This is a genomic window from Chromobacterium aquaticum, from assembly GCF_021129195.1.
In the GTDB taxonomy this organism is placed as follows: domain Bacteria; phylum Pseudomonadota; class Gammaproteobacteria; order Burkholderiales; family Chromobacteriaceae; genus Chromobacterium; species Chromobacterium aquaticum.
In genome coordinates, this window is record NZ_JAJOHW010000124.1 from 1 (window position 1) to 24,589 (window position 24,589).

General features: G+C 65.0%; 27 protein-coding genes. 12 read left to right on the plus strand and 15 right to left on the minus strand.

The genetic code is table 11. The features are described 5' to 3' along the window. The first annotated feature begins 151 nt into the window (after positions 1-151). The 3 genes from nth to rraA all read left to right on the plus strand — a co-directional run bounded on the left by nth (position 152) and on the right by rraA (position 2,956). Positions 152-799: an endonuclease III gene (nth, locus tag LQT98_RS18335; RefSeq protein WP_048407881.1), complete on the plus strand. Its 648-nt coding sequence runs from the start codon at positions 152-154 to the stop codon at positions 797-799. A gap of 67 nt (positions 800-866) precedes the next feature. After that, complete coding sequence (locus tag LQT98_RS18340) at positions 867-2,348, plus strand: DegQ family serine endoprotease (RefSeq protein ID WP_048407880.1); 1,482 nt, start codon at positions 867-869, stop codon at positions 2,346-2,348. A 119-nt stretch (positions 2,349-2,467) separates the two neighbouring features. Then, on the plus strand, positions 2,468-2,956 hold the full coding sequence (gene rraA, locus LQT98_RS18345) for a ribonuclease E activity regulator RraA (RefSeq protein WP_048407879.1): 489 nt from the start codon (positions 2,468-2,470) through the stop codon (positions 2,954-2,956). A gap of 9 nt (positions 2,957-2,965) precedes the next feature. Here the strand turns inward: rraA and LQT98_RS18350 are convergent, their stop codons facing one another. The 7 genes from LQT98_RS18350 to pcnB form a co-directional block, all read right to left on the minus strand. Next, the gene (locus tag LQT98_RS18350) at positions 2,966-3,379 is read right to left on the minus strand and encodes a GFA family protein (RefSeq protein ID WP_048407878.1); all 414 of its coding nucleotides are present in this window, start codon (positions 3,377-3,379) and stop codon (positions 2,966-2,968) included. Between the two features lie 225 nt (positions 3,380-3,604). Next, positions 3,605-3,985, minus strand: a complete 381-nt coding sequence (gene panD, locus LQT98_RS18355; RefSeq protein ID WP_048407877.1) for an aspartate 1-decarboxylase — start codon at positions 3,983-3,985, stop codon at positions 3,605-3,607. A 22-nt stretch (positions 3,986-4,007) separates the two neighbouring features. Continuing rightward, positions 4,008-4,841: a pantoate--beta-alanine ligase gene (panC, locus tag LQT98_RS18360; protein WP_048407876.1), complete on the minus strand. Its 834-nt coding sequence runs from the start codon at positions 4,839-4,841 to the stop codon at positions 4,008-4,010. Positions 4,842-4,865: 24 nt separating this feature from the next. Next, positions 4,866-5,657: a 3-methyl-2-oxobutanoate hydroxymethyltransferase gene (gene panB / locus LQT98_RS18365; protein WP_231464144.1), complete on the minus strand. Its 792-nt coding sequence runs from the start codon at positions 5,655-5,657 to the stop codon at positions 4,866-4,868. A 58-nt stretch (positions 5,658-5,715) separates the two neighbouring features. Further along, positions 5,716-6,351 carry a deoxynucleoside kinase gene (locus tag LQT98_RS18370; protein ID WP_048407874.1) on the minus strand — a complete coding sequence of 212 codons (636 nt, stop codon included), beginning with the start codon at positions 6,349-6,351 and terminating at the stop codon, positions 5,716-5,718. A gap of 17 nt (positions 6,352-6,368) precedes the next feature. Continuing rightward, positions 6,369-6,854, minus strand: coding sequence for a 2-amino-4-hydroxy-6-hydroxymethyldihydropteridine diphosphokinase (gene folK / locus LQT98_RS18375; RefSeq protein WP_048407873.1), 486 nt, complete (start codon positions 6,852-6,854; stop codon positions 6,369-6,371). Next, complete coding sequence (gene pcnB / locus LQT98_RS18380; protein WP_231464146.1) at positions 6,855-8,213, minus strand: polynucleotide adenylyltransferase PcnB; 1,359 nt, start codon at positions 8,211-8,213, stop codon at positions 6,855-6,857. A gap of 363 nt (positions 8,214-8,576) precedes the next feature. Between pcnB and LQT98_RS18385 the strand changes: the two genes are divergently transcribed. The 5 genes from LQT98_RS18385 to LQT98_RS18405 all read left to right on the plus strand — a co-directional run bounded on the left by LQT98_RS18385 (position 8,577) and on the right by LQT98_RS18405 (position 13,199). Beyond that, a complete protein-coding gene (locus tag LQT98_RS18385) occupies positions 8,577-9,338 on the plus strand; it encodes a 3'-5' exonuclease family protein (protein ID WP_197081332.1) in 762 nt (253 codons plus the stop codon). A 323-nt stretch (positions 9,339-9,661) separates the two neighbouring features. Next, positions 9,662-9,961: a hypothetical protein gene (locus LQT98_RS18390; RefSeq protein ID WP_048407870.1), complete on the plus strand. Its 300-nt coding sequence runs from the start codon at positions 9,662-9,664 to the stop codon at positions 9,959-9,961. Between the two features lie 147 nt (positions 9,962-10,108). Then, positions 10,109-11,515 (plus strand): MATE family efflux transporter, encoded by a 1,407-nt coding sequence (locus LQT98_RS18395; RefSeq protein WP_048407869.1) that lies wholly within the window; start codon positions 10,109-10,111, stop codon positions 11,513-11,515. Then, the gene (gene murB, locus LQT98_RS18400; protein WP_231464148.1) at positions 11,512-12,537 is read left to right on the plus strand and encodes a UDP-N-acetylmuramate dehydrogenase; all 1,026 of its coding nucleotides are present in this window, start codon (positions 11,512-11,514) and stop codon (positions 12,535-12,537) included. Before LQT98_RS18395 ends, murB begins: the two co-directional genes overlap by 4 nt. 44 nt (positions 12,538-12,581) lie before the next feature. Continuing rightward, positions 12,582-13,199 (plus strand): HAD family hydrolase, encoded by a 618-nt coding sequence (locus tag LQT98_RS18405; protein ID WP_231464150.1) that lies wholly within the window; start codon positions 12,582-12,584, stop codon positions 13,197-13,199. 149 nt (positions 13,200-13,348) lie between these two features. Here LQT98_RS18405 and LQT98_RS18410 read toward each other — a convergent pair whose 3' ends face one another. Beyond that, positions 13,349-13,729, minus strand: a complete 381-nt coding sequence (locus LQT98_RS18410; protein ID WP_048407866.1) for an MAPEG family protein — start codon at positions 13,727-13,729, stop codon at positions 13,349-13,351. Between the two features lie 26 nt (positions 13,730-13,755). Further along, a complete protein-coding gene (locus LQT98_RS18415) occupies positions 13,756-14,430 on the minus strand; it encodes an energy-coupling factor ABC transporter permease (protein ID WP_231464152.1) in 675 nt (224 codons plus the stop codon). A 99-nt stretch (positions 14,431-14,529) separates the two neighbouring features. Between LQT98_RS18415 and nadC the strand changes: the two genes are divergently transcribed. Both nadC and LQT98_RS18425 read left to right on the plus strand, forming a co-directional pair. Then, positions 14,530-15,369 carry a carboxylating nicotinate-nucleotide diphosphorylase gene (nadC, locus tag LQT98_RS18420; RefSeq protein WP_231464154.1) on the plus strand — a complete coding sequence of 280 codons (840 nt, stop codon included), beginning with the start codon at positions 14,530-14,532 and terminating at the stop codon, positions 15,367-15,369. Positions 15,370-15,445: 76 nt separating this feature from the next. Then, positions 15,446-17,326 (plus strand): sensor domain-containing diguanylate cyclase, encoded by a 1,881-nt coding sequence (locus LQT98_RS18425; protein WP_231464156.1) that lies wholly within the window; start codon positions 15,446-15,448, stop codon positions 17,324-17,326. Here the strand turns inward: LQT98_RS18425 and LQT98_RS18430 are convergent. The 3 genes from LQT98_RS18430 to trxA all read right to left on the minus strand — a co-directional run bounded on the left by LQT98_RS18430 (position 17,304) and on the right by trxA (position 19,846). After that, a complete protein-coding gene (locus tag LQT98_RS18430) occupies positions 17,304-17,951 on the minus strand; it encodes a CoA pyrophosphatase (RefSeq protein WP_048407863.1) in 648 nt (215 codons plus the stop codon). The genes LQT98_RS18425 and LQT98_RS18430 overlap by 23 nt on opposite strands. A gap of 187 nt (positions 17,952-18,138) precedes the next feature. Next, positions 18,139-19,395, minus strand: coding sequence for a transcription termination factor Rho (gene rho, locus LQT98_RS18435; RefSeq protein WP_048407862.1), 1,257 nt, complete (start codon positions 19,393-19,395; stop codon positions 18,139-18,141). 124 nt (positions 19,396-19,519) lie between these two features. Beyond that, positions 19,520-19,846 (minus strand): thioredoxin TrxA, encoded by a 327-nt coding sequence (gene trxA, locus LQT98_RS18440; RefSeq protein WP_231464158.1) that lies wholly within the window; start codon positions 19,844-19,846, stop codon positions 19,520-19,522. A 212-nt stretch (positions 19,847-20,058) separates the two neighbouring features. Here trxA and fabI point away from each other — a divergent pair, with 212 nt between their 5' ends. Next, positions 20,059-20,847 carry an enoyl-ACP reductase FabI gene (gene fabI / locus LQT98_RS18445; RefSeq protein WP_231464160.1) on the plus strand — a complete coding sequence of 263 codons (789 nt, stop codon included), beginning with the start codon at positions 20,059-20,061 and terminating at the stop codon, positions 20,845-20,847. A 124-nt stretch (positions 20,848-20,971) separates the two neighbouring features. Here fabI and LQT98_RS18450 read toward each other — a convergent pair whose 3' ends face one another. Next, positions 20,972-21,367, minus strand: coding sequence for a nuclear transport factor 2 family protein (locus LQT98_RS18450; RefSeq protein WP_231464162.1), 396 nt, complete (start codon positions 21,365-21,367; stop codon positions 20,972-20,974). A gap of 127 nt (positions 21,368-21,494) precedes the next feature. Between LQT98_RS18450 and LQT98_RS18455 the strand changes: the two genes are divergently transcribed. Continuing rightward, on the plus strand, positions 21,495-22,250 hold the full coding sequence (locus tag LQT98_RS18455; protein ID WP_231464165.1) for a helix-turn-helix domain-containing protein: 756 nt from the start codon (positions 21,495-21,497) through the stop codon (positions 22,248-22,250). On the opposite strand, the gene LQT98_RS18460 is transcribed toward LQT98_RS18455, so the two are convergent. Beyond that, a complete protein-coding gene (locus tag LQT98_RS18460; protein ID WP_231464167.1) occupies positions 22,228-23,325 on the minus strand; it encodes a polyamine ABC transporter substrate-binding protein in 1,098 nt (365 codons plus the stop codon). The genes LQT98_RS18455 and LQT98_RS18460 overlap by 23 nt on opposite strands. A gap of 94 nt (positions 23,326-23,419) precedes the next feature. Then, a partial coding sequence (locus LQT98_RS18465; protein ID WP_231464169.1) for an NAD(P)/FAD-dependent oxidoreductase occupies positions 23,420-24,589 on the minus strand: 1,170 nt, incomplete at its 5' end.

The following is a 24,589-nucleotide window of genomic DNA, read 5'->3' on the forward strand; positions in this document are numbered from 1 at the left end:
CCTCCGCCGCGCCCAACGCGCCCGCCACGGCGCCGGCCGCGGTACCGGCGGCTCCCGCCGCCGCAGTCGACAAGAACGAACTGATCCGCAAGGCGATGGAGCGCGCCGCCGCGATGCGCGCCGCCCGCGAACAAGCAGACAAGGACAAAGCGTGAACGCCGTCAAACGCAAGGAAATCTTCAGCCGCCTGCGCGCCGCCAACCCTCACCCCACCACCGAGCTGGAGTACAGCAGTCCGTTTGAGCTGCTGATCTCGGTGCTGCTGTCGGCGCAGGCCACCGATGTCAGCGTCAACAAGGCCACGCGCCGGCTCTACCCGGTGGCCAATACCCCGGCGGCGATGCTGGCGCTGGGCGAGGAAGCGCTGGCCAACTTCATCAAGACCATAGGCCTGTACAAGACCAAGGCCAGGAACGTGATTGCCACCTGTCATTTATTGCTGGAAAAATACGGCGGCGAGGTGCCACAAACCCGCGAAGCGCTGGAATCGCTGCCGGGGGTGGGCCGCAAAACCGCCAACGTGGTGCTCAACACCGCCTTCGGCCAGCCCACCATCGCGGTGGACACCCATATTTTCCGGGTTTCCAACCGCACCCGGATCGCACCCGGCAAAGACGTGCGAGAAGTCGAGGATAAGCTGGTAAAATACATCCCCGACGAATTCAAAGTCGATGCGCATCACTGGCTTATCTTGCTGGGCCGCTATGTCTGCAAGGCGAGAAAGCCGGAATGCGAGCGCTGCGTGATAGCCGATCTCTGCGAATATCCGGCAAAAACCGTTATGATTAAAGACAATTGATTCCGCCACTGGAAAATTCCGGTTCCGTCCCTATTTCCGCATAGACATCAACCTAAAAGGATAGCCTGTGACAACGTATCTGCGCACCCTGGTTGGCGCCTTGCTCGCAGCCTCGTTGCTGTCCGGCTGCGACAAGGTCGAGCGCTTCTTCAAAGGTAGTTCCCAACCGGCGCCGGTCGCCATTCCCGCGCAGCAGGACGGCCGCGTCGCCATGCTGCTGCCGGACTTCACCCAATTGGTCAGCCGCGACGGCCCGGCGGTGGTGAATATCCAGGCCAGCCGCGAAGACAGCGGCGCTTCCCAGCAAAGCAATCTGCCGATTCCGGTGCCGGAAGACGACCCGCTGTACGATTTCTTCCGCCGCTTCATTCCCAATCATCCGCAGCAGCGCGAACAGCCGCCGGAAGAAAGCGTGTCCTTCGGTTCCGGCTTCATCATCAGCGCCGACGGCTACATCCTGACCAATGCCCATGTGGTGGCCGATAGCCAGCAGGTCAAGGTGATGCTGACCGACAAGCGCGAACTGCGCGCCAAGCTGGTCGGCGTCGACAAGCGCACCGACGTGGCGCTGCTGAAAGTGGCGGCGGCGGACTTGCCTGTCGTCAAGATCGGCAGCCCGGCGGACCTGAAAGTGGGCGAATGGGTGGCCGCCATCGGCGCGCCGTTCGGCTTCGAAAACACCGTCACCGCCGGCATTGTCTCGGCCAAGGGCCGCAGCCTGCCGGACGAGAACTTCGTTCCCTTCATCCAGACCGACGTGGCGATCAACCCCGGCAATTCCGGCGGCCCCTTGTTCAATCTGCGCGGCGAAGTGGTGGGCATCAATTCCCAGATTTACAGCCGTTCCGGCGGCTTCATGGGCATTTCCTTCGCCATTCCGATAGATCTGGCGATGAATGTGGTCGAGCAACTGAAGTCCAAGGGCAAGGTCAGCCGTGGCCAGCTAGGCATCAATATCCAGGAAGTGACGCAGGAGCTGGCGCAATCCTTCGGTCTGCCGCGCCCCAACGGCGCGCTGGTGGTACGCGTCGATCCCAAGGGCCCGGCCGCTCGCGCCGGCCTGCAGACCGGCGACATCATACTGAAGCTGGACAGCAAGGCCATTGAAAGCTCCAAGGACTTGCCGCTGCTGGTCGGCTCGCTGCAGCCCGGCACCAAGATCAAGCTGACGGTATGGCGCAAAGGCGTGGAAAAGGAGCTGGAAGCCACGCTGGCGGAACTGGCGCAGGAGGCGCCCAGCTCACAGCCGCAGCAGGAGGAAAGCTCGCCGCAGGGCTTCCAGTTCGGCAAGCTGGGCCTGACCCTGTCCGAGCTGACGCCGAGCCAGCGCTCCGATCTGGGCGTGCGCGGCGGCCTGCTGATCCAAAAGGCGCAAGGCCCGGCCGCCCGTTCCGGCCTGCAAGCCGGCGACGTGATTCTGGGCTTGAATCAGGTCGAGGTCTCCACCATCGCCAGCTTCGAGAAGGCGCTGGCCAGCGCCAAAGGCCATATCGCGCTGCTGGTGCGCCGCAACGAGGCGGTATTGTTCGTGCCGCTGCGCCTGGAGTAACTCAAGCTCTTAGCATTGCCCAAAGCCGCCGCCAGGCGGCTTTTTCATTGCCAGCGCGTATCGGCGTTCCCGATCCGCTGCTAGGATGAAGCTTTCGCCATCCATTACCCGGAGCCGCCATGGACTTTCACACCGCCGATATATGCGATCAGTTCGATGAACAGCTGCAAGTGATGGCGCCGATACTGCAGCGCTACGGTGCCCTGCCCCGCTTTTATGGCCGCATCGAAACGCTGAAGCTGTTCGAGGACAACAGCCTGGTGCGCGAGGCGCTGAGCCAGAACGGCGCCGGCAAGGTCCTGGTGGTGGATGGCGGCGCCTCGCTGCGCTGCGCGCTGCTGGGCGATCAACTGGGCGTGCTGGCGGTGGCCAACGGCTGGGCCGGCGTGGTGATCAATGGCTGCGTGCGCGACAGCGCCGCGTTGAACAAGCTGGCGCTGGGCATACGCGCGCTCGGCACCCATCCGCGCAAATCGGTGAAGCGCGGCGAAGGCCAACGCAATCTGAGCATAGAGTTCGGCCAAGTACGCTTCAGCCCCGGCCACTGGCTGTACGCCGACGAGGACGGCGTGGTTGTCGCGCCCGGCGCGCTGCACCCGGCGCCGTGACGCGCAGGCTCAGGCCTCGCTACGTTGATAGACGGGCAATTCCTGCTGTGCGGCCGGGCTGCCCCAGATCAGATGCTGTTCCCACCAGATATGCCCGGCCGGCGCCAGCGTCTCCGGATGATCCAGCGACGAGGCGGTGATGTCGATTTCCTCCGGGTCGGACTCGTGCCGATAGCTGAGGGTGGAGCCGCAATGCGGACAGAAACCGCGGCTGACCGCGGCAGAGGAGTGATACAGCACCGGCTTCTCGCCGCGCCAGTCCAGGTCGGCCACCCGGACGGTGAACCAGGTAACGAAGGCCGCGCCGCTGACGCGGCGACAGCTTTTGCAATGGCAGTGCACCACATCGTAGGGCTCGCCGCGCAAACGGTAGCGCACCGCGCCGCACAGGCAGCCTCCGGTCAGATTCTGGCTCGTGCTCATGATGCCTCCCTCGCTATTGGGTTGACGACGGCCGGGAAACCACGGCCGGCGCACTCCATGCCGCCAGCCAGACACCCCCGCTTTTTAAATATGATTCAGCAGCGCCGCCAACGCCAAGCCCCAGCCGCAAATAAGCGGACCGCCGCCGCCAAGCTGATGCTGTGCCGCAACAAAAACAGCGGCCGCCCATGGGCGGCCGCTGCTTGCATGCAAAACCGGAACGGATCAGCCCGCCTGTGTCGGCGTGGCGCCCTTGACCTCGGTCATCTGGTTATTGGCGTCGACGAAGACCAACTTGGGTTGATGATCCTTCAGTTCCGCCGCCTCGTACTGGGCGAAAGAAGCGATGATCAGCAGATCGCCCGGCGCGGCACGGCGCGCCGCCGAGCCATTGACCGAGATAGTGCCGGAGCCGCGTTCCGCCTTGATCGCGTAGGTGGCGAAACGCTCGCCGTTGGTGACGTTCCAGATCTGCACTTCTTCGTATTCCAGAATGTCGGCCGCTTCCAGCAGGTTCTCGTCGATCGCGCAGGAGCCGATATAGTGCAACTCGCTGTGCGTGGTGGTGACCCGGTGGAGCTTGGATTTAAGCATATTGCGCTGCATGATTGCGTCCTTGATCCGCTGTTCAGCGGAACACTTCGATGTTGTCGATCAGCCGAGTGCGCCCCAGGCGCGCGGCCGCCAGCACGACCAGGCGTTTTTCGCCGGCGTGCGCCACCGCCAGGGTATCGGCCTGGCGGATTTCCACGTAATCCACGGTCCAGCCCGCCTGGGCCAGATCGTCGCGCGCGCCCTGCTCCAGCGTCGCGTAATCATTGTCGCCATCCTGCAGCCGCTGCTGCAGCCGCGTCAGATTACGGTACAAGCGCGGCGCTTCGGCGCGCTCTTCCGCGCTCAGATAGCCGTTGCGCGAGGACAGCGCCAGGCCGTCGTCGGCGCGGCCGGTATCCACCGGCACGATCTCGATCGGCGAATTCAGGTCGTCGACCATCGCGCGGATCACGTGCAGCTGCTGGAAGTCCTTCTTGCCGAAACAAGCCAGGTCCGGCTGCACGATATTGAACAACTTGGTCACCACGGTGGCGACGCCGCGGAAATGGCCGGGCCGGAACGCGCCGCACAGCTCGTTCTGGATATTCGGCGGTTCCACATTGAAGTCCTGGCGCACGCGCGGATACAACTCTTGCTCCTCGGGGAAGAACAAGGCGTCCACGCCGGCGGCGCGCAGCTTGTCGCAATCGGCGTCGAAAGTGCGCGGATAGGCGCCGAAATCTTCGCCCTGGCCAAACTGCAGCCGGTTGACGAAGATGCTGACCACCACTTTGTCGGCGTGCTCGCGCGCCGCCTTGACCAGAGCCAGATGGCCGGCATGCAGATTGCCCATGGTGGGCACGAAGGCGAGCTTGCCCGCCTGGCGACGCCAGGCGCGCATCGCTGCGACGGTACGGATGATTTCCATTGCGCTATGTCCTGGGTTCGCCGATCAGAAAGTATGTTCCGCCGCCGGGAAGGACCTGTCCTTCACCGCCTGCACATAAGCCTGCACCGCGCCCTGGATGCTGGCGTTCTCGGCCATGAAGTCCTTGACGAAGCGGGCTTTCTTGCCCGGATAGACGCCCAGCATGTCATGCAGCACCAGCACCTGGCCGGACACGTCGACGCCGGCGCCTATGCCTATGGTGGGCGCGGCGATGGCAGCGGTGATCTCGCGCGCCAGTTCCGCCGGCACGCACTCCATCAGCACCAGGCTGGCGCCTGCCTCGGCATGGGCCTTGGCGTCGTTGACGATGCGGCGCGCGTCCTCTTCGCTCTTGCCCTGCACCCGGTAGCCGCCAAAGCTGTTGACGAACTGCGGGGTCAGGCCGATATGGGCGCATACCGGAATGCCGCGCTCCACCAGGAAGCGGGTGGTTTCCGCCATATAAGCGCCGCCCTCCAGCTTGACCATGTGCGCGCCGGCCTGGATGATGCGCGCCGCGTGCGCGAACGCCTGCTGCGGGCTTTGCTGGTAAGCGCCAAAGGTCATGTCGCCCAGCACCATCGCCTGCTTGGCGCCACGCGCCACGCAGCGCACATGGTAGAGCATCTCCTCCTCGGCCACCGGCAGCGTGGAGTCTATGCCCTGCACCACCATGCCCAGCGAATCCCCCACCAGCAGGATTTCCACGCCGGCCTGTTCCAGCAGTGCGGCGAAGCTGGCGTCGTAACAGGTCAGCATCGCGATCTTCTGACCTTCCTGCGCCATTTTCTGCAGGGTATTAACGGTAATTTTCATGCCCGTTCTTCCTCGTTCAGTCGTCTATCAGCCGACAGGGCGCATCACGCGCGGCGGCTCAGACGCTCTTGTTGAAATAGTTGCGCTGGCCGCGCGCTTCGCTGATGCAGCGGATCAGCAGTTCGAAGTCCTCGTCGCCTTCCACCAGGTTCAGGTGATCGGTATTGACGATCAATAGCGGCGCGGCCTCGTACTGGTGGAAAAACTCGCTATAAGCCTGATGCACGCGCTTCAGATAGCCCTCGGGGAAATTCACCTCGTACTCCGCGGCGCGCGCGGCCACCCGGCTCAGCAGATTCTCTTCCGACGCTTGCAGATAGATCACCAGATCCGGCACCGGATGCTCCGGCATCGCCAGCGCGGCCAGGCGTTTGTACAACGCCTGCTCGGCCTCGTCCAGATTGATCTTGGCGAACAGCGCGTCCTTCTCGAACAGGAAGTCCGACACCAGCGGGCTGGCCAATAGTTCACCGTCCAGCATGCTCTTGGCCATGTCGGCGCGTTGCAGCATGAAGGAGAGCTGGGTGGAGAGGCCATGGGCCGGCAGATTGCGATAGAAGCGCGGCAGGAAAGGATTGGCGGCCGGGTCTTCCGCCAGCAGGCGCACGCCCCAGTATTCCGATAGCCGGCGCGCCAGAGAGGACTTGCCCGCGCCGATCGGCCCTTCGACCACGACATAACGCAATTGACTCATCTCTCGCTTCCTCTTAGCTAGTTGTTTTCGAGACGCTCCACGCCCTGGTCGGCCAGGCGGCCAGCCAGTTCGCTGGCCGGACCCAGGCCCGGCAGCGTCAGATCGGGGGCGATTTCCGCCAGCGGAATCATCACGAAGCCGCGCAAATGCATGCGCGGATGCGGCAGGGTCAGATCGGCGTCGCTCAGCTCGACGCCGCTGTAATGCAGCAGGTCCAGGTCCAACACCCGCGGCGCGTTGCGGAAGGTGCGCACCCGGCCGAATTCGGCCTCGATCGCCAGCAGATGACGCAGCAGTTCGCGCGGCGCCAGCTCGGTGTCTATTTCCGCGACGGCATTGATGAAATCGGGCTGGTCGGCATAGCCCACCGGCGCGGTGCGGTACAGTGAAGACGGCCGCGTCAGCGTGGTGCCGGGCAAGGCGGCGATCGCGTCCAGCGCGGCGCGGATCTGCGCCGCCGGCTGCTCCAGATTGCTGCCCAGCGCGACGAAGGCTTGCGCCACTTAGGCTTCTCCGCCCGCGTCGCCGGCACTCTTGCGGCGATTGGCCGGGCGGCGGCGGCGGCGTTTCTTGGCCGGGTCCGGCTCGCCGCTGGCCTTGGCGATTTCCAGCAGTTGCTCGCGTTCTTCCTCGTCGGCGCGCTGGAAGTCATTCCACCAGGACACCAGCTTCATGTCCACTTCGCCGGCTTCGCCGCGCAGCGCGAAGAAGTCGTAAGCGGCGCGGAAACGCGGCTGTTCCAGGAAACGGTAGGCGCGCTGGCCGCTGCGGCTGTCGAAGCGCGACTGCAACATCCAGATTTCGCGCATGGTCACACTGAAGCGGCGCGGAATGGCGAAATCATTGTCCTGCTCGGACTCGACGTCGGAAATCGCCTGCGACAGCGCGTACACCGGGCGCTCGCCGGCGTTCAAACGCTTCTGCCAGCGCTGATGCACCTGCTTCCACAGCAGGGTGGCCAGCAGGAAACCGACCGATACCGGCTTGTCGGCGCGGATGCGCTGATCGGTGCTCTCCAGGCCCAGTTTCAGGAACAGATCGTCGCCCTTGTCGTCCAGCACCGCGTCCAGCAGCGGGAACACGCCGCGCGCCATGCCTTCCTCGCGCAGCTTCTTCAGACAGCCGTAGGCCTGGCCCGACATCAGCAGCTTGAGCATTTCGTCGAACAGGCGCGCCGGCGGCTCCTTCTTCAGCAGATGGGCGTGGGTGCGGATGGGCTTGCGGGTGGCGTCGTCGATCTCGAAGCCCAGCTTTGCCGCCAGGCGCACCGCGCGCAGCATGCGCACCGGGTCTTCCTGATAACGGCGCGCCGGCTGACCTATCATCACCAGCTTGCCGGCGCGCAAATCCTTGACGCCGTGATGGTAGTCGATGACGGTTTCGTCGGACGGATCGTAGAACAAGGCATTCACGGTGAAGTCGCGGCGGTGCGCGTCCTCTTCCTGGCTGCCGAAGCTGTTGTCGGCCATGATGCGGCCGGTTTCATTGGTGTCGTCCACCGAACCGCCGCGGAAGGTGGTCACCTCGATGGTTTCCTGCCCCATCATCACGTGGACGATGCGGAAGCGCCGGCCGATGATGCGGGAACGGCGGAACACCCGGTGCACTTCTTCCGGCGTGGCGTTGGTCGCGACGTCGAAGTCCTTGGGCGACACCCCCAGCATCAAATCGCGCACCGCGCCGCCCACCACGTAGGCGGCGAAGCCGGCCTCCTGCAGCCGGGTGGTGACTTTCAGCGCAGCGGAGCTGAGCTGATCGCGGCGGATGCCGTGCTGCGGCAGAGGAATCACGCGCGCCTTGGTGCGACGCTTGCCCATGCCGGCGGGCAGGTCCAGTACTTTACGGATAAACTTGCGGATCATTATGAAAAGATAGTCGACTTGGAATCAGACGCTGTCGTCACCGGTTTTGGCGCGGCATCGGGGCCGGGAGGCCGTCCCGCCGTTCCATGCAACCCCGGCAGGCAGAGCAGGCTCTGCGGCGCGCGGCGCCTCGATCGACTGAAACACACATCCCGGCGCCGCCGCAAAACGGGTGGCGACAGCACCTTGGAATTCGCAAGACTATAAGGTAGTCAAGCCGGCGATTATATCCCTATTCTCCGCAGAAAATACAATTCGCCGCCATATCCCGCCGCAATGCAACATCCATGGCCGCCAATTGCCCCCCTCCGGCGATCGGCATACAATCGCTGCCGGTTCGCTGACTTCAACAAGACTCCCGCCGTGCTCCCAACTCTCAGCTTTCAGATTCAGACCATTCCCGACGTGCAAGCCATCCGCCAGCTCTATCAGCTGGATGGCGAAATCGGCGAAGCCGACGTCGCCGACTTCGTGCTGCAGCGCTGTCGCGCCCAAAGCGGCAGCGACTTCATGCCCTTCCATCTGCACCGCGTCGTCGCCATCGCCGGCGTGCTGCAACAGGATGGGCGCCTGAGCGTGATCCAGCGCCTCGCCGCCGATCCCAAGGACGAGGCGGCGATGCTGGCCGACTGGCTGACGCTATTGCGCGACAGCCGGGCGCGCCTGGTCAGTTGGGACGGCGCGCGGCTGGAACTGCCGGTGCTGCGCCATCGCGCGCTGGCGCTGGGCCTGCCGCTGGCGGAGCAGCTGCGCAACGGGGCCGATGCCGCCTCGCACTGCGCGCTGAGCGACGCGCTGAGCGGCGGCCATGCCGAGTTGGCCACGCCGCTGGGCGAACTGGCCAGGCTGTGCGGCCTGCCCGGCGAGGCCGACCTCAACGGTCCGCGTCGCTGGGAACTGTATCGCGCCGGCGACAGCCAGGCGCTTTCCGACCACAATGCGCGCCAGGCCGCCAGCTGCCATCTGCTATGGCTGCGCCAGCAATGGATAGACGGCGCGCTCGATCAGGCCGCCCACCTGAACTGGCAGCAAAGCCTGCGCGCCGCCGCCGCCGCGTTGCCGCACGCGCACTGGCGCGGCTGGCTGGCCGATTGGCGCGGCTACGACGCCGCACAAAATCGTTGACAGCCAAAAAGCAAAGGCATAGATTGACGTTCATGCGCCGATTTGACACAGCTTGCGGGCGCTTAACAAATGCCAGCTAAAGCGTAAAACCGGTAAACCCGCTTGCGCTCTTAGTCGCCGGCGGGTTTTGTTTTTCCGGCATAGGCAGTTAAGCGGACAATCGCTGCGGATCGATGCATGCGCCGCGTTTCCCCGACACCGGGGCAAACGCGGCAGGCGCCGAGTTAATGACAACTTGCAGGGCGCCCAAAAATCCTGCTAAAGCGTCGCCGGCGGATACCCCAGAACCGGCGCGCCAACCGCGACCCGACTGGAGAACCGCCATGTACGACTGCCTGCAAGATAGCTATACCGATTTCTCTTTTGCCAATTTCGACGCCGTGGGAAGACCTCGCCCCCTTTGCGGCAGCCTGAGCGCCTCGCCGCTCACGCCGACCGATGCCCCCGCCCTGCAGCAGCTGGCGGATTTCGCCCATGAGCTGGGCTATGAACTGGACCGCAACGGCGAGCATCTGACCGTGCAGGACATTTCGCTGCTGGACGCGCTGAACATCAATGCCCGCTTTGGCGGTGAATTGTTGATCAGCTGCGATCTGCGCCGCGATCCGCCCGCGCGTTTCTGATTCCGTCTCGAGCGCTCCCGCGCCGCCGGGAGCGCCCTGCGTTCCCGGCACACGCCATGCCGCCCCATTGTCATGGCGCGGCAAAGACAAGCTCGCCCCTCAGCCGGTATAATGGCCAGTTCTCCGTGCCACTTCAGCCCTACTCCCATGCTGTTTGAAATCAATCGCGCCCCGCGCGGGGCCGTGCTGCAGGAAGCCCGTCAAATCAGCCGGCTGGCGCTGCCGATGATGATCGCCCAGATCGCCCAGGTCGCCACCGCCTTCGTCGACACCGTGATGGCCGGCCGCGTCAGCACCGACGATCTGGCCGCCGTCTCGCTGGGCGCCAGCGTGTTCATCACCTTCTACGTCACGCTGATGGGCATCGTCACCGCGCTCAACCCCATCCTCGCTCACCAGCTGGGCGCCGGCGAGCACGACAAGTTCAAAGACACCGCGCGTCAGGGCCTGTGGTTCGGCCTGCTGATCGGCCTCCTCGGCGCGGCGATGATGGTGGCGCTGGAACCGGCGCTGCGGCTGTGGCTGCACCTGCCGCCGGAAGTCATCGACAAGGTGATGCTGTTCATCACCGGCGCCGCCGTGGGCATGCCGGCGGCGATGACCCACCGCGCGCTGCACGCCTACGCGTCCAGCCTGGGCCGGCCCAAGGCCATCATGGTGGTCAGCCTGCTGGCGCTGGCGCTGAACATACCGCTCAACTACATCCTGATCCACGGCCTGTTCGGCCTGCCCAAGCTGGGCGGCGCCGGCTGCGGCTGGGCCACCGGCATCGTGTTCTGGTTCAATTGCCTGGCCTTGCTCGCCTATGTCAGCTGGCACCGCAACTTCCGCCAGTTCCGGCTGCTGGAGCGGCTGCGCGGCCCGGACTGGCGCATGTACCGCGGCTTTCTGAAGCTGGGCGTGCCTATCGGCCTGTCCTTCTTCGTCGAAGTCAGCCTGTTCTCCTTCATCGCGCTGCTGATCGCCGAGCTGGGCACGGTGGTGGTGGCCACCCATCAATCGGTGCTCAATTTTTCCAGCATCATCTATATGCTGCCGCAGAGCGTGGCCACCGCGATGTCGGTGCGCGTCGGCCACCATGTCGGCGCCGGCGACTATCGCGCCGCCCGCTTCAGCTCCGGCGTCGGCCTGTTGCTGGGCCTGAGCATGGCCTTCTGCGCGATGCTGGTGGTGCTGCTGTTCCGCGAGCCCATCATGCGCATGTACACGCCGGACCCGCGCGTGATCGCGATGGGCGCCACCCTGCTGCTGTTCGCCGCCGTCTACCAATTGACCGACGCGGCCCAAACCATCGCCTCCGGCGCGCTGCGCGGCTACAAGCTGACCACGGTGCCGATGATCATTCACATCCTGTCGTTCTGGTGCGTCGGCCTGGGCCTGGGCATCACCCTGGGCCTCACCGACTGGCTGACCCCAAAACCCATGGGCGTGTTCGGTTTCTGGACCGCGCTGGTGATCAGCCTGAGCGTGGCCGCTCTGTTCCTGACCCGCTATCTGGCGGGCGAAAGCCGCCGCCGCCTGCATCGACAACTTCAAACGGAACCGGCGCCATGAGCCTGACCTTCTGCCACGACTATCCGCTCAAGCCGCTGAACACCTTCGGCATGGACGTGCGCGCGCGTGATTTTTGCCAGCTGGACACGCTGGCCGAGCTGCCGGCGCTGCTGGCCAGCCCGGCCTATCAAGCCGGCCCGGTGCTGTGGCTGGGCGGCGGCAGCAATCTGCTGTTCACTCGCGACTACCCCGGACTGGTGGTCAAATTGGCCCTCCGCGGCATCCGCTTGCTGGAACAGAACGGCGATGAAGTGATCGTCGAGGCCGCCGCCGGCGAAAACTGGCATGCCTTCGTGCTGCACACCCTGGAGCAGGGCTGCTACGGCCTGGAGAATCTGAGCCTGATCCCCGGCACCGTCGGCGCCAGCCCGATCCAGAACATCGGCGCCTACGGCGTCGAGGTCAAGGACCACATCCACCAGGTGATCTGCGCCGATCTTGAAAACGGCGGCGCGCCGCTGACGCTTTCCGCCGCCGAGTGCCGCTTCGGCTACCGCGACAGCGTGTTCAAGCACGAGGCCGCCGGCCGGCTGCTGGTCGTCGCGGTGCGTTTCCGCCTGTCGCGCGCGCCGCGCCTGCGCACCGGCTACGGCGACATCCAACAGGAACTGGCCGCAGCCGGCGTCACCACGCCCACGCCGCTCGACGTCAGCGCCGCCGTGGTCCGCATCCGCTCCAGCAAGCTGCCCAATCCGGCCCAACTGGGCAATGCCGGCAGCTTCTTCAAAAACCCCGTGGTGCCGACGGAACAGGCGCAAGCCTTGCTGGAACGCCATCCGGCGCTGCCGCACTACCCGGCCGCCGACGGCAAGACCAAGCTGGCCGCCGGCTGGCTGATCGATCAATGCGGGCTCAAGGGCCATCGCGACGGCGACGCCGGCGTGCACGCGCGCCAGGCGCTGGTGCTGGTCAACTACGGCGCCGCCAGCGGCGAACAAATGCGCGCGCTGGCCGCCAAGGTTCGCGCCGAGGTCAAACTGCGCTTTGGCGTGGAACTGGAGCCGGAGCCCATCATTCTATAAACCGTCGCGCGCAAGCGCGCCGGCGTTCAAGCAAGCGAGGCACAATGAACTCTTCTGTCGACATACTGGTGTTTGATCTGGGCGGGGTACTGGTGGACTGGGACGGCATCAACCCCTTGGTGAAGCTGTCCAATGGCAAGCTGGACAGCGAGCAGGCCCGGTTGTTCTGGATGAATACCCCGTGGATCGCCAAACTGGACACTGGCGCCTGCACGCCGGAAGCGTTCAGCGCCGCCATGGCGGACAGCCTGGGGCTGGACATGGACGCTGCGGAGATGACCGCGCAACTGGACAGCTGGCTGCAAGGCGCCTTCCCCGGCGCCGATGAAATGCTGGGCCAGTTGGCCAAACGGCACCGGCTGGCGGTGCTCAGCAACAATAATGCGCTGCACTGGGACAAGATCGAACGCGAGTTCGGCCTGTTGCACCATTTCGAGCGCTTGTTCGCCTCCCATCTGATCGGCCTGCGCAAGCCCGATGCCGCGGTCTACCAACACGTGCAGCGCGAACTGGGCGTCTCGGCGGAACGCATCGCCTTTTTCGATGACAATATTGAATGCGTGGACGCCGCCCGCCGCGCCGGCTGGCAGGCCTTCCACACCAAGGGCCTGGACCAGGTGCAGGCCGCGCTGCGCGCCAACGGCTGGCTGGAAACCGTCTAACAAACCTGTTCAAAGTCTGCTGCGCTTCGTGAGACGTGGCACGGTGAGTACCGCTTCGGAATGCTCATTTACTACTTGTAAACTCCGCTTCCTCAGCTGTTTTCGCCTTGTCTCGCTCTTGCTCGCGCGCCTTTGAACAGGCTCTAAAGCTAGAACAGACCGCCGGCCTTGCAGAAGATCGCCACCACCGTCAGCAAGCCGATCAACCAGGACAGCGAGCGCAAGCTCGCCTGATCGGCCAGATACAGCAGGCCATGGGCGATCCGCGCCGCGATGAACACCGCGGCGGCGAGATTCAGGAAGGCCGGCGGCACATGCATGCCCCAGCCCACCAGCACCGCGGCGGCATAGGTCGGAAACGCCTCCCAGGCATTCTGCTGCGCCCAGTTGGCGCGCAGCCGGTAGCCGCCGACCTGTGCCATCGCTTCGCGCGGCTTGTGGTTATCCACGCGCGAACCGGCCTTGGCCACTCCGGCCCAGATCAGCGGCAGCAGCGCCGCCAACAAGATGCTCCATAACGCAAACGACATAACACTCTCCTCCAAATGTCCATCTATCAAGGCGCGCGGCGGCTGCGCCCAAGGTAACGGCCATCGTCAAACGTCGACATCCAGGCGGGCCGGTACACCACCAGCACCGCCGCCAGCAAGCCGGTGGTGAACGCCTCCGACCACGATAATAAAAAATAGAACGGCAGCGTTTCCTCCAGCAACTGGTCCCACGGATAGGCGCCGGCCAGGCCCAGCGCCAGCAGGCCGCTCAGGCCGGCGGCGAACATGCCGGCGCCGCCGGCGAGAAAGCCGTTGACGAAGACATAGACGAACAGATTGCTGGGCAAGGCGCGCTGGCTCAAGCGCAGCACGGCGCCGGACAGGGCCACCGGCGGCAACACCATGGTCAGCCAATTCACCCCCAGCGCCGCCGCGTCGACCTGCCCGCCCAGCGCCAAGGCCAGCAAGGGCAGGCTCAGCGCCAACAGCGCCAGCCACGGCCCCATCATCAGGGTGAACAGCCCGGCGCCCAGCAGATGAAAGGACAGCCCCGGCGCCAGGCCGCCGCGCAACAACCACAAGGCCAGCGCCAGCACGCAAGCGCCCATCCAGGCATTGCCGGCGGCCGGCGGCAGGCTGCGCCAGGCGACTCGCCGCGCCGCCAGCGCCAAAACGGCGGCCGCCGCGACATTGCTTGCGCCAAGCGCGATTGCGGGGAAAAACTGTGCGGGCAAATCCATGGCCTACCTGTCGCCAAATTATCCATTCAGAATGATACCAGAGCGCATGCCACCAAGATGCCGCATTCGGTACAATGGCGTTTTCTTGGAGAGCACCGTATGCCCGTTCTGCCCGCCCACCACTTGATCGCCCAGCAGGTCGCCGCCGCGCTGGCCGAAGACATCGGCCGCTGCGACTGGACCGCCCAGCTGATTCCAGAACGCGAGGACGGCGCGGCGCGCGTCATCGCGCGCGAGGCGGCCACGCTGTGCGGCCAGGCCTGGTTCGACGAATGCTTCCGCCAGGTGGACCCCCGTTGCCGGGTGGAATGGCTGGCGGCGGAAGGCGCCGAGCTCGCCGCCGGCGACGAGTTGTGCCGTATCGCCGGCCCGGCGCGCGCGCTGCTGACCGCGGAGCGCTCCGCGCTCAATTTCCTGCAGATCTTGTCCGCCGTCGCCAGTGAAACCCGCCGCTACGTCAATGCCGTGGTTGGCACCCACTCCCGCATCCTGGACACCCGCAAAACCATGCCCGGCCTGCGGCTGGCGCAAAAATACGCGGTAACGGTGGGCGGCGGCGACAATCAGCGCATAGGCTTGTTCGACGGCATCCTGATCAAGGAAAACCACATCATGGCCGCCGGCGGCATCGCCGCCGCGCTGCAGGCCGCGCAGCGGCTGGCCCCGACCGAGGTCAGCCTGCAGATCGAGGTGGAGACGTTGCAGCAGCTGGACGAAGCGCTGAGCCACGGCGCCAAGCTGGTGCTGCTGGATAATATGTCGCTGGAGCAAATGCGGGCGGCGGTGGCGCTCAACGCCGGCCGCGCGCAATTGGAAGCCTCCGGCGGCGTGGATTTCGACAGCGTGCGCGCGATCGCGGAAACCGGCGTCGACCGCATTTCGGTGGGCAAGTTGACCAAGGACGTCCGCGCCATCGATCTGTCGATGCGCTTCACCTGAACCGCGGGCGGGGCCGCCCTGTCGCCCCCGCCTGCCTAGCGCTATAACGGGTTCATAACTCCCAACCACGAGCGTCATGGACTTCCACCTCCGCAAACGGAACAAACGCCCGGCCCGCTACGCGATCTGGGGTTCCATCCTCTTTTTGTTCGGCACGCTGGCCATGGTGGGCCTGGAATTGCTCAACACCTACCGCCAGGAGGAGGAGAACGCGCTGCGGCAGGCCAGCGGCCTCAGCCAGCTGCTGGCGGAACGCCTGGCCGCCGGCATCAGCGAAGCCGGCCTGATCCTGCAAAGCAGCGGCCAGCTGCCGCAAGTGCAAACGCTGCTGCACACCGGAAAAAGCAGCGAGAGCGAACAGCAGAAGCTGTTCCAGCAGCTGCAGCTGCAGCTGCAGCTGGCGCCCTATCTGAGCCAGATAGAAATCATAGACAGCGCCTGCCAGGCCATCTTCACCAGCCGCCAGGCCAATCTGGTGCGCCAGCCGCACAATGAGTTCTGCCGCTGGCTGCACCGCAATGAAAACCCGGAAAACAACTACACCGCGGCCCAGCACAATCCCGAACAGCACGGCATCGCGCTGGCCAGCAAGCTGCGCGACGACGAAGGCAACGTCATCGGCATGGCCACCGGCATCATCGCCAGCAATTTCTTCCAGGACGAGGTTTCGCGCGTCACCGTCGGCGAACACGGCGAAATCCTGGTGTTGGACCAGCGCCAGTTGATGGTGGCGCGCTGGCCCAAGCCGCCCAAGGGGCTGGAGCAGCAGCTCCGCCCGCTGCAACCCAGCAAGCTGTTCAGCCGCGATGGCGCTCAGGCACAATTCAGCGCCCCGTCCAATGTCGATGGCGCCACCCGGCTCTACAGCCAGAGCCAGACCGGCCGCTACCCCTTTCAGGTGGCTGTGGGCATCGCCCGCAAGGACTTCACCCGCACCGTGCAGGAAAAAGCCGTGCTGGCGCTGCTGGGCTGGCTGTTCATCGCCGGCATGACGCTGCTGGCACTGCGCAACTACCTGTCCAATCTGCGTCAGCATGCGCTGCTGAGCCGCAGCACCGACCTGATCCGCCAGAGCGAGGAAGAAGCCAAGCTGATCCTGGACACCGCGCCGCTGGCGCTGCTGCTGGTCAATCCCAGAACCCGGCGCATACAGCGCGGCAACGCGCTGGCGCGTGCAATGCTGCAACTGCCGCCGCGCGCGCCCGACACCAAGGAGGATTCGGACATCCTCAACCTGCCGTTCCGGCTGCAGCCGCTGGAGCAGTGGCTGGAAGCCGGCAGGGAGATAGAAAGCCAGGAGATCGAGCTGGAGCTGGAAGACCAGAGCCGGCTCTGGGTGATTGTCTCGCTGCGCCCGCTGGGCGAACGCTCGCCGCCGTCCACCCTGGTGGCGCTCTACGACATTTCCTCGCGCAAGCAGTTGGAGCAGCAATTGCAGGAAAGCAATCAGCAGCTGAGCGAAATGGCCGCCACCGATCCGCTGACCCATTTGTACAACCGGCGCTATGCCGACATGATGCTGAAGGACGAGATCAGCCGCTGCGAACGCTATGGCCAGTCCATGACCATCGCGGTGTTCGATATCGACCACTTCAAGCAATTCAACGACCGCCACGGCCACCAGGCCGGCGACAATGTGCTGGTGGCGGTGGCCAATGCGCTGACCGACACCACGCGCAACACCGACATCTGCGCGCGGGTGGGCGGCGAGGAATTCCTGGTGATTTTCCCCTGCACCCGCTTGCGCGATGCGCAGAAGGTGATGGAACGGGTGCAGGTGGTGCTGAGCCAGACCCGCTTCCCGCTGGTGGACCAGAGCGTGACCTTCAGCGGCGGGCTGACCGACTGGCGCCCGCACGACACGCCGGAATTGATGCTGGCGCGCGCCGACCGCCTGCTTTACGAGGCCAAGGTGGCCGGCCGCAACATCCTGTTCAACGATCTGGACATGATCTGAACGGCGGCGCGTCCTGCCCGGCCACGCCCAGCGCATCGGCCAGCAGCCACAACATCGCCGCGGTGGCGCCCCAGATTCGGTGGCGCTGCCAATCCAGCGACATATAGGCGCGCAATTGGCCATCGTCACCGCGATGGCTGTGGCGCTGGTAGGCGCCGGTATCCATCAGCAGCGGCAGCGGCGCCTCGAACACCTCGGCCACTTCCCCCGGCTCCGGATGCAGTTCGAACGGCGGCAGCACCATGCCCACCACCGGCGTGACCACGAAGCCGGTGATCGTCACATAATCGGGCAGCCTCCCCAACAGGCGGACGCGGCCGGCCTCCAGCCCGGTTTCCTCCCAGGTTTCGCGCAGCGCGGCGCGCTCGGCCGAGCCATCCTCCCGCTCCAGCTTACCGCCGGGAAAACTGACCTGGCCGCCATGCGCCGGCAGGTTTTCCGCGCGCCGGGTCAGCAATACCGTCGGCCCCTCCAGCCGCCACACCAGCGGCACCAGCACCGCCGCTGGCCGCAACCCGTCATCGGCCGGACGGTAACTCAAATCGCCCACCCTGCCGGTAAAGTCATAGCCGGACAGCCGACCGCTAATCCAGTCGGCAGCCTCTCCCGCCTCCATCGACCACATATTGTTGTCCCCTGCCCGTCCGCGCCGTCCAATGATTATGAGCAGCGGCGCCATTGCTCCATCTTAGGCCAAAGCGCGGCCGCGCAGGCACCGCCGCCACGGCTTTTAACAAAAAACTCCCACTTGCTGCGAGATGGACAAAAAAAATGCCAGGCTGGTAGCCTGGCATCCTTGTGAGCATTTCCGCTCAGCGGCGCATCGAGTCGAAGAATTGCTGGTTCGACTTGGTGGCCTTGATCTTGTCCTGCAGGAATTCCATCGCCTCCAGATCGTCCATCGGATAGAGCAGCTTGCGCAGCACCCAGATGCGCTGCAGCTGGTCCTGCGGAATCAGCAACTCTTCGCGGCGAGTGCCGGAGCGGTTGATGTTCAGCGCCGGGAAGATGCGCTTCTCGGCCATGCGGCGTTCCAGATGGATTTCGCTGTTGCCGGTGCCTTTGAATTCCTCGTAGATCACATCGTCCATGCGGCTGCCGGTATCGATCAGCGCGGTGGCGATGATGGTCAGGCTGCCGCCCTCTTCCACGTTACGCGCGGCGCCGAAGAAGCGCTTCGGGCGCTGCAGCGCGTTGGCGTCCACACCACCGGTCAACACCTTGCCGGAGGCCGGCACCACGGTGTTGTAGGCGCGCGCCAGACGGGTGATGGAATCCAGCAGGATCACCACATCCTTCTTGTGTTCCACCAGGCGCTTGGCCTTCTCGATCACCATCTCGGCTACTTGCACGTGGCGGGTGGCCGGCTCGTCGAAGGTGGAGGACACCACTTCGCCCTTGACCGAGCGTTGCATCTCGGTCACTTCTTCCGGGCGTTCGTCGATCAACAGCACGATCAGCACCGCTTCCGGGTGATTGGCGGTGATGGCGTGAGCGATGTGCTGCAGCATCACGGTCTTGCCGGACTTGGGCGGCGCCACCAGCAGGCCGCGCTGGCCCTTGCCGATCGGCGAGATCAGGTCGATGATGCGGCCGGTGATGTTTTCCTCGGCGCGAATCTCGCGTTCCAGCTTGAACTGCTCGGTGGGGAACAGCGGCGTCAGGTTCTCGAACAGAATCTTGTGCTTGGAGTTCTCCGGCGCCTCGCCGTTGACCTTGTCCACCTTGACCAGCGCGAAATAGCGTTCGCCATCCTTCGGGGTGCGGATCTCGCCTTCGATCGAATCGCCGGTATGCAGGTTGAAGCGACGAATCTGCGACGGGCTGACGTAGATGTCATCCGGGCCGGCCAGGTAGGAGGTGTCCGGGCTGCGCAGGAAACCGAAACCATCCGGCAGCACTTCCAGGGTACCTTCGCCAAAAATGCTTTCGCCTTTTTTGGCCTGGTTTTTCAACAACGCGAAGATCAAGTCCTGCTTGCGCAGTCGGTTGGCCCCGTCGATCTCGTTGGAAATGGCCATTTCAACGAGCTCGGAAACATGAAGATGTTTTAGATCAGATAAGTGCATAGCAGCCGTAGGTCGACTCGGTAACGATTTAGCGGAACGCTGAATTCGGAGGGTGGCGTAAAAAATGGAACGGGCAACGCGTCAATCGCTACCCGTTTTGAGATTTTGCTGGAGAATAGACGCTTTACAGTTGGCTGTCAACGAAGGCGGTCAACTGGCTCTTGGCCAGCGCCCCCACCTTGGTGGCGGCCACTTGGCCATCCTTGAAAATCATCAGCGTCGGGATGCCGCGGATGCCGAATTTCGGCGGCGTCAGCTCGTTCTGGTCGATGTTCAGCTTGACCACTTTCAGACGGCCTTCGTATTCCTTGGCCACTTCGTCCAGGATGGGAGCGATCATCTTGCACGGACCACACCACTCGGCCCAGTAGTCGACCAGCACCGGCAGGTCGGCTTTCAGCACATCGTTATCGAAACTGTCATCGCTTACGTGGTGAATAAGATCGCTCATGGTTTCCTCGCTATATATATTTGGCGCAACTGCTCAATTGATGTGTGATGGTAACAAGCACGGAGGACCGGGGCAACCGGAAATCCGGCGCCGAGCGCCCGCCGCGCGCTTCGCCATTTCCTTATATAGCATGCCCGCGCCCGACAATGCCGCTGCTGAAAACCCAAGGCTTCGGTATAATGCGCAGCTGTTTATCCCGAGAAGGACGCCAAATGGGCTTTCTGCAAGGCAAAAAGATTCTGATCACCGGCATGATCTCCAACCGCTCCATCGCCTACGGCATTGCCCAGGCCTGTCATCGCGAGGGCGCGGAACTGGCATTCACCTATGTGGTGGACAAGCTGGAAGACCGCGTGCGTGAAATGGCCGCCGACTTCGGTTCCAAGCTGGTTTTCCGCTGCGATGTGCAAAGCGACGAAGAAATCAACAAACTGTTTGCCGATCTGGGCAAGGAATGGGACGGCCTGGACGGCCTGGTGCACGCCATCGCCTTCGCCCCGCGCGAATCGCTGGAAGGCGATTTCCTGGACGCGCTGAGCCGCGAAGCATTCCAGACCGCTCATGAAGTTTCCGCCTACAGCTTCCCGGCGCTGGCCAAGGCCGCGCGCCCGATGATGCAAGGCCGCAACGCCGCGCTGCTGACCCTATCCTACCTGGGCGCGGTGCGCGCGATCCCGAACTACAATGTGATGGGCCTGGCCAAGGCCAGCCTGGAAGCCTCGGTGCGCTTCATGGCCGCCAGCCTCGGCAAGGACGGCATCCGCGTCAACGGCATTTCCGCCGGCCCGATCAAGACCCTGGCCGCCGCCGGCATTTCCGGCTTCTCCAAGCTGCTGGCCATGGCCGCCGGCCAGTCCTGCCTGCGCCGCAACGTCACCACCGAGGAAGTGGGCAATACCGCCGCCTTCCTGCTGTCCAATCTGTCTTCCGGCATCACCGGCGAAATCACCTATGTCGACGCCGGCTTCAGCATCAATTCGCTGAACGCGCCCGAAGCCTGATTCAATCGCGCATCTGGAAATGGACCCGCCGGGTCCATTTTTTTTGCCCGCGCCCATGCACCTCCACTATTGCCCGCCCTAACCGCCCAAGCGCAGCAGGCTTTGAACGCCGGCCAAACTCGCATCAGTGCCGAGAGCCCAGATCCCTGTCCTCCCCCGTCCCGGCCAGCATATGCGTCAGTTCATCGCAGGCGACCACCCGGCCGTCGCGCACACGGAACTCGGCGATCACCAGCATGCGCACCTGGCTGCCATCCCGCTTGTCGGCGGCGACGAGATGGCGGGTGAACACGCGTTCGCCCTGCTCCGCCCAACTCAGGATTTCAAGGCCGACCCGGCCGCACGCCTGTTTCAGATGGCGCAGGTGCTTGACGAAATCGGCGTAATCCAGGCTGCGTCCATCCGCCTGCTGACGGTATTCGGGATGCACCAATTGCGCCAGCCTGGCTTCGTCCAGCTCCGGGCGCAGCAATGCGCATTCGAATAATTCGCGCACCAAGGCGATTGCGGTGTTCGACATAGTCACTCCTGTATCAATGGATAGGACGCGGCCGCCGGAACAGCCGCCGCGTGCCGCCAGTATCGCCGCGTCCCGCCATGACTCGTTATCGCTATAATGCCAATCAATATCTCAAATAGGCCAAAGCATGTTGCTCTCCGCCGCCCGCATCCGCCACGACGATGCCGATCCCGAAGCCTGGCACTGCCATGACAGCGGCCAGCTCAGCCTGCTGCGCCAAGGCGTGTTGAGCATAGCCACCGCCAACGGCCGCCTCTGGCTGCCGCCGGGCCACCTGGCCTGGATTCCGCCCGGCTTGCGCCACGCCTCGCAGCGCCACGGCCCTATCGACGGCCTCAGCCTGCACTTCTCCGCCGCGGCCTGCTCCCGGCTGCCGGCCGATGCGCTGGCCATGACCTGCGACGCGCTGGCGCCGGCCATCATGCGGCGCGCGTTGGATTTCGCCGCGCCGCCAAGCGACCGCGAGCACAGGCTGCTGGAAATCTTGCTGGAGGAAGTGGCGGAATCGCCGCCGCTGCGGCTGACGCTGCCGCAGCCCAGCGACCCGCGCCTGCGCCGCATCGCCGCCGCGCTGACGCAAGCGCCAGACGATGCGCGCTCGCGCGACGCCTGGGCGCAATGGGCCGGCCTCAGCGGCCGCAATCTCAGCCGCCTGTTCCCGCAGGAAACCGGCCTCAGCTTCCAGGCCTGGCGCCGGCGACTAAGGCTGCTGAGCTCGCTGGAATTGCTGTCCGCCGGACAGCCGGTCGGCATCGCGGCCTGGCGCTGCGGCTACGACAGCCCCAGCGCCTTCATCGCCGCCTTCCGCCAGGACTTCGGCTGCACGCCCGCCCAGTTGCTGGCCCGGCGCCCGGACGCCTTCAGCGATAACTATTGTTCTTGAACTGATTGAACAGCCGCACCCGTTCACGTTGCAGCGCCGGCGGCACCCGCCCCTGGCTGCGCAGCCTGGCCATCGTCGCCGCGTCCGGATAGAGGTTGCGGTCCGCCGTCAGCGCGCGCTCCAGCAGCGGCCGCGTCGCCGGCACGGCATTGGGGTAGAACAGCTCGTTGCTGATCTCCGCCATCACTTCCGGCCTCATCATGAAATCGATGAAGCGATGCGCATTGTCCGGATGCGGCGCGTCCTTGGGGATGGCGAAGGTGTCCATCCACAGCTCCGCCCCCTTGGACGACAGCAGGTAGCGAATCTTGCGCGGACTCTTGGCCTCGCTCGCGCGACGCGCGGCGATGTAGGCGTCGCCGGAATAAATCATCGCCACGCAGACCTCGCCGTTGACCAAATCGTTGATGGGCGCGGAAGTGAACACCCGCACATGCGGCCGCGCCGCGCGCAGCAGGCCGGCGACGGCGGGCAAGTCTTCCGGCCGGTTCAAGGCCGGGTCCTTGCCCAGATAGATCAGCGCCTGCACCACCACCTGGCTAGGCGAGATCATCATGGCGATGCCGCAGCCGCTGAGCTTGGCCGCATAGGCGGGATCGAACAGCAGCGCCAGCGCGTCGGCCGGCAGCGGCTGACCACCCAGCGCCCGCCGCACCCGGTCTTCGTCTATGGCCACCGAGGAGGTGCCCCATAGATAGGGCACCGCGTGGCGGTTGCCGGGATCGGCGGCGGCCAGCTGTCGCAGCAGCGCCGGATCCAGCTGGCGATAATTGGGCAGCTTGGACTTGTCCAGCGGCTGAAAAACGCCAGCCGCCAGCTGATTGCCCAGAAAGCTCATCGACGGCCCCACCACATCGTAGCCGCTGCGGCCGGTCAACAACTTGCCCTGCAGAATTTCATTGCTGTCGTAGACATCGTAGCGGACCTTGATTCCGGTTTCGCGCTCGAAGCGCTGCAAGGTGCGCTGCCCTATGTAATGGCTCCAGTTATAGACATTGAGCACATTCTGTTCCTCCGCCTGCGCGGCCAGCGTCCATATCGCCAGACACGCGCCCATCACCATGGCTCGCCACATCGCGTCCCCTCCTTTAAGAGCGGCTAACAAAACGCCTGATGCTGCGTTGCGTCGGCGCGCCTTGCTCAGCCGTGAAACTGACTTTTGTTAGCCGCTAGGCCAGCAGGGCTTCCAGCGCCGACGCCAGCCGCGCCGCGCCTCGCTTGCTCCAGGCCGGCGCGCCGCCGCTGGCGCACAAGCGCTCTTCCAGGGCGTAGCCGCTGCGCACCAGGTGGTAACCCAGCCAGGGAATCGGTTCCGGCGCCCAGCGCCGCACCCGCTCCAGCCCGCCTTCGGTCGATACCCAGGGCATGGCGGTCAACGGGTCCGGCCGCTCCAGGATCAACTGCGCCAGCGTGCGCCCCATCAGATTGGCCGCGCCCACGCCTTCGCCGCCATAGCCGCCGGCCATGGCGAGGCCGGCGCGCCGGTCGTACAGGACATAGGGGGTAAACGCGCGCGCCACGCCCAGGGTGCCGCCCCAGCGGTATTGCACCGCCGTCGCGCCCAGCGCCGGGAACAGCCGGCGCAACAGGCGCTCGCGCCAGCGGAACGCTTCGGCGTCGGGGTCGAAATCCCACTGCACCCGACCACCCAGGCGATAACCGCCGCGCGCGCCGAACACCAGCCGGCCATCGGCGCTGCGCTGGCCGTAAGTCACCATGCGGCTGAGATCGCCAAACGCTTGCCGCCGCGCCAGACCGATCTCATCCCATTGAGCCGTCGACAGCGGCTCGGTGGCCAGCAACAAACTTTGCACCGGCAGCAGGCAGCGGCTCAGCGCCGAGAACTGGCTGGCGGCGCCTTCCAGCGCCGGCACCACCACCCGCGCGCTCAGCTCGCAATCGGCCAGGTAGAGCTTGCCCGCCGACCAGCGCCGGACCGGGCTATCCTCGTGGATGCGCACGCCCAGCGCCGCCACTGCCCGCGCCAGACCCCACGCCAGCTTCGCCGGGTCTATCACCGCGCAATGCGGCGAATAAATCCCGCCGCCGACGCCGCTGACACCCAGTTGCGCCGCCATCTCCGCCGCGTCCAGCCAGCGGAAATCGGCTTCGCCATGGCCGGCCCGCCGCAATTGCCGCAACCAGTCGCGCCCCATCGCCGCCTGCTCCGGATAGCGCGCCGCCGCGTACAGCACGCCGCCATGAGCGAAGTCGCAGTCGATGCGCTCTCGCGCCAGCACCGCCGCCACCTCGTCGACGATGCCGAACAGGCTCCGCCTGGCCTGCTCGCGCGCCGCGCCTTGCAGGCTCAGCAAGTGGCGCTCCTGCTGGGCCAGGCC